At 72.5% G+C, this 4,468-nt stretch carries 4 protein-coding genes; all 4 read right to left on the reverse strand.

Annotated elements, in window-relative coordinates:
- Positions 1–603: glycosyltransferase family 2 protein (locus QQJ79_RS14950; RefSeq protein WP_284223723.1), on the reverse strand; the 603-nt coding region annotated here is incomplete at its 3' end.
- Positions 603–1,523 carry a glycosyltransferase family 2 protein gene (locus tag QQJ79_RS14955; protein WP_284223724.1) on the reverse strand — a complete coding sequence of 307 codons (921 nt, stop codon included), beginning with the start codon at positions 1,521–1,523 and terminating at the stop codon, positions 603–605. The genes QQJ79_RS14955 and QQJ79_RS14950, both read right to left, overlap by 1 nt.
- Before the next feature lie 14 nt (positions 1,524–1,537).
- Complete coding sequence (locus tag QQJ79_RS14960; RefSeq protein WP_284223725.1) at positions 1,538–2,986, reverse strand: lipopolysaccharide biosynthesis protein; 1,449 nt, start codon at positions 2,984–2,986, stop codon at positions 1,538–1,540.
- 13 nt (positions 2,987–2,999) lie between these two features.
- Positions 3,000–4,468, reverse strand: a 1,469-nt coding sequence (locus tag QQJ79_RS14965) for an exopolysaccharide biosynthesis polyprenyl glycosylphosphotransferase (protein ID WP_284223726.1), incomplete at its 5' end; no start/stop codon positions are given.

The following is a 4,468-nucleotide window of genomic DNA, read 5'->3' on the forward strand; positions in this document are numbered from 1 at the left end:
GCCGAAGCGGCCGCCGCGCGCCGCCAGCGCCGCGAACAGCGCGTCGTCCTCCCCGCCGGCCTGATCCGTGCCCGCGTCGAACGGCGCCGGACCCGGCAGGGCCGAGCGGCGCACCATCAGGGAATTGCCGCAGCCGAAGGGATGGTCGATGACCTGGGTCCGCTGGGGTCCCTCGCGGCCGAAGAACCGTTCCAGCCAGGGCTTCAGCCAGGGCGCGGCGTCGGGCGCCTGGCCGGTGATCGGGCCGAAGACCGCGTCCGCGCCGGTCGTCTCCTGAGCCTTCAGCAGCGCCGCGAGCCAGGCCGGCGAGGCCGCTTCATCGTCGTCGAGAAACGCGATCAGGGGCGCGTCCGTGGCCGCCAGCCCTGCGTTGCGCGCCGTGGCGACGCCGGGCCGGGGGGCGTGCACATAGGTCAGGGCCCAGGGAGAGTCGGAGCGCAGGGCCTCGACGGTCGCCGCCGCTGATCCGACCGGGTCGTTGTCGACCACGACGACGGCGGAGACGCGGTCGGCGACGCCCGTCTGGGCGAACAGCGAGCGCAGGGCGCGTTCGAGGCTTTCGGGCCGCCTCAGGGTCGGGACGATGACGGCGACGTCGGCCATCACACGGCGTCCGCATAGAGGGCCGCGCGGTACAGGCGCAGCGAGAACGCCCGCGCGCCGACCGGCAGCCAGGTCGTCTCGGCCCCGCGCCGCATCAGGCGCCGCAGGCGGGGCAGGGCGGGCAACCGCTTCAGCAGCCGGGCCGCCTTGTAGCTGGGATAGGCGGCGACGATCGCGGGATGACGCTGGGCCATGCGGGCGAAATTCGGGGCCGACTGCTCGTATTTTCCGGCGAGGGCCGCGACCGTGTCGAGCCCCATATGGGTGGCGGCGTTGTCGAGGTGGACGACGCGGAAGCGCCGCGACACCCGCATGGCCCATTCCACATCCTCCCAGCCCCAGCCGGTGAAGCCGGGGTCGAAGGCCTCGGCCTCGAACACGTCGCGGCGGACCAGCAGGTTGGAGGTGTAGACGTATTTCTCGGGCTGTTTGGCGCGTTCGGTCCAGGGCACGCATTCGGATTTGGCGGCCATGGCGCGGTGGACGGCGAAGCGGGCGTCGGTGGGCGCCTGCAGCAGGGAGAAGCCGCCGAAGGCCACCGCCGGATCCTCGCGCGCGGCCAGATCGGCCCAGTCGCGCAGGAAGCGGCGATGGTCGGGCCGCATGTCGCTGTCGAGGAACAGCAGACTGCCGCCGCGCGCCGTCGAGGCCAGCCGGTTGCGCCCGACCGACCGCCCCTCGTTGGCCGGCAGGGTGATGAGCCGGACCGGCAGGGCCATGCCCTTGATCTGCGCCGCCAGCCGGGCGGTCAGGGCCGCGTCGCGGGTGCCGTCGTCCAGGACGACGATCTCGACCGCGCCATCGACCGAGGCGGCCTCCTCGTCCAGCAGGTTCAGCAGTTCGGCCGGATCGTCGCGCAGGAAGGGGATCAGCACCGAGACGGCGGGCTTCGCCGTCCTCCAGGCGGGGCTGTCGGTCATTTTCGCCCGCGCGCTCATGCCGCCGCTCCCCGGAGCCCGCGGCTCGCCAGAAGGCCGAGAGCGACGGTCCGCACGCCCGCCGCGTTCAGGGTCAGGGCCGCCGCGGCATAGATGATCCCGCCGACGCCGGCGTCGAGCATCAGTTCGCCCAGCCCGCCGATGGCGGGCAGCCGCGACACCGCCAGCGCCATGATCCCCGTCGCCACGCCGCAGCGGGCCAGGCTCTCCCACGGGATCGGCAGGGCCATGACCCGGCGGCCGATCAGCATGGTCGCGACCATGCCGAGGCCGAAGCTGGCCGCCGTGGCCCAGGCGGCGCCCATCAGACCGAAACGGGGCACCAGGATCAGGTTCAGGACCACATTCAGTCCCGCCGGAATCGCCATGGCGATCAGCAGTCGGCGGGTCTTCTTGCCGAGGGTGAAGGCCTGGCCGAAATAATAGGCGGTGAGGCCGAACAGCAGGGCCGACAGGGCGATCCACGGCGTCACGCTGGCCGCCGCCGCGCGAAGCTCCTCGCCGATCAGCACTTCGGACAGGGGGCGCGCCACCAGCGCCACGCCGGCCGCCGCGGGCAGGCCGACCAGCAGGAAGGTCGACAGCTGCTCGCGCGCGGCGACCTTGAGCCGGTCCACCCCGCCGCGCTCCAGCGCCATGACCAGCGCCGGCTGGCCGGCCGTGCCGAGCCACAGGAACAGGACGTCCAGCGTGCGGTTGGCGATCGAATAGCTGGCGTGATAGGCGCCCACCGCCGCCTCGCCCAGATACGCATCCAGCACGAAGCGGTCGGTCGAGGACAGCACCACGGTCAGGGCCAGGGAGGCCGCGATCGGATAGCCGTACAGCGCATATTCCCGCACCCGTCCGGCTTCGAAGACGCCGCCGCGGGCCTGTTTCAACTCGCCCGGCAGGTCGAAGGGCAGGGCGGCCAGGGGGGCGAGGGCGAGGCCCAGCAGGGGCGCCGCCGCACCCGCGCCCGCAAGGGCGAAGCCGACGCCGATGGCCAGACCGCCCGCGGTCACGGCCATGTCCAGCCGCGCGGACCTGGCCACCTCGCCCTCGGCGCGGAACCGTTCCTGCGCCAGTTTGACCATGGAGCGCGCCGGAGCGCCGGCGAGGCCGGTGGCCAGGGCCAGTTTGAAAAGCGGGTCGGCGGGAAGGAGCCAGACCGCGAGGCCGGTCACAACGAGAAATCCGGCGCCGAGCACGAAGGCGGTGCGATACAGGCTGGCGAAATGGCCCTGGGCGGCGCCGGGCGTCTGGGCCGCCCAGAACCGGGCCATGGCGGCCTCCAGCCAGCTGAACACCGCCACATGGGCGAGGGTCATGACCGAGAAGGCCAGGGCGTAGCGGCCGAAATCGGCGGGGCTGAGCAGCCGGGTGAACAGGATGATGGCCAGGAAGCCGACCACGCCCTGCACGATGTTCGCCGGCAGATAGCCCCAGACGCCGCGCCAGAACATCAGCGGGCCCCGGTCAACGGATCGCCGCGCGATCGCCCAGCAGCACAGGCACGGTGATGGCCATGATCCACAGATCCATCCACAGGGACTGGCGCTCGACATAGTCGATGTCGAGCTGCACCCGGCGGCGCACGTCCTGGGCCGTGTGCAGCGGCCCGCGCGAGCCGTTGACGGCGGCCCAGCCGGTCATGCCCGGCTTGATGCGGTGGCGGTGGGCGTAGTCGGCGACCAGGCGGGCGCTCTCGACATGGCCGGTCTTCATGCCGATGGCGTGCGGCCGGGGCCCGACCAGCGACATCTCGCCGGCGATGACGTTCAGCAGCTGCGGCAGTTCGTCGAGGCTGGTCTTGCGGATGAAACGGCCGATGCGGGTGACCCGGTCGTCGTCATGGGTCACCTGACGGCTGGCCGTGGCGTCGGCGGCCTCATGCTTCATCGAGCGGAATTTCCACACCACGATTTCCTCATGGTTGAAGCCGTGGCGGCGCTGACGGAAGAAGATCGGTCCCGGGCTGTCCAGCCGGATGGCCAGGGCCACGAGGGCCATGGGGATGGCGAGGAGAACCAGGGCGATCAGGCCGAGGACCAGGTCCTGCAACCGCTTGTTGAAGGCCCGGCGGTCGTCGTCGACCGGCCCCTGCACATCGGCCAGGGGCGCCGCCGCCAGCCGGTCCAGCGCCGACTGCGTCTCGGCCGCGCCATCCGGCTCGACCAGCAGGGTCACCTCATGCGGCAGGGTCCGCAGCGTGGCGTTGAGCTCCCGCACCCGCGCCTCGGCCCGCGGGTCGATGGCCAAGACGATACGGTCGACATAGGGGGTCATCTTGTGGGTCAGCAGATCGGCCGCCGTGCCCAGCACCGGCACGCCCTCGATGGCCCGCGGGCTGCGCGCCAGCCGGTCGTCGAAGATGCCCAGCACGTTCAGATCACGCCGCTTCAGGGCCTCGCGGATCAGGGACTCAGCGTGCCGCGTCGCCCCGACCAGCACGATATTGGGCGTCAGGGCCCCCGAGGCGCGCCACCGCGCGACCATGTCGCTCCAGCCGATGTGCAGGGCGTTGAGCGTGATCAGCACCAGTCCGGCCCAGACCACATAGGCCGACTCCTGCGCCTCCGCCCCGCGCAGAATCCAGCCGGAGAGCAAGGCCACGGCCGCGCCCGCCGCAACCATGGCGGCGACCGAGGCCAGATGCCGCGCCGTCTTCTGGCCGCGGGCGAAGCGGTATCGCCCCAGCGACCGCATCAGGCCCAGGACGGCGGCCGCGCCGAGGACGAAGGGCATGACCCGCGACACCTCGGTATGGATCAGGGCGCCCGGCGCCGCCGCCCAGGCGCACAACAGGCTGACCGCGACCACGGCGAGGGTGTCGAAGGCGCGGAAATAGTGGGCGGCCAGCCGCGAGGCGTGCCGCTGACGCGCGTTCAGCCAGACCTCGGGGCGGAACGGGCCGCGCCGGGCCGCGCCCTCGGCGGCGGCCGCCG

It is taken from the genome of Brevundimonas denitrificans (genome assembly GCF_030160755.1).
Classification (GTDB): domain Bacteria; phylum Pseudomonadota; class Alphaproteobacteria; order Caulobacterales; family Caulobacteraceae; genus Brevundimonas; species Brevundimonas denitrificans.

Coding starts and splice junctions, on each gene's coding strand:
- QQJ79_RS14960 (WP_284223725.1), bottom strand. CDS start 2,986: ATGTTCTGGCGCGGCGTCTGGGGCTATCTGCCGGCGAACATCGTGCAG.
- QQJ79_RS14955 (WP_284223724.1), bottom strand. CDS start 1,523: ATGACCGACAGCCCCGCCTGGAGGACGGCGAAGCCCGCCGTCTCGGTG.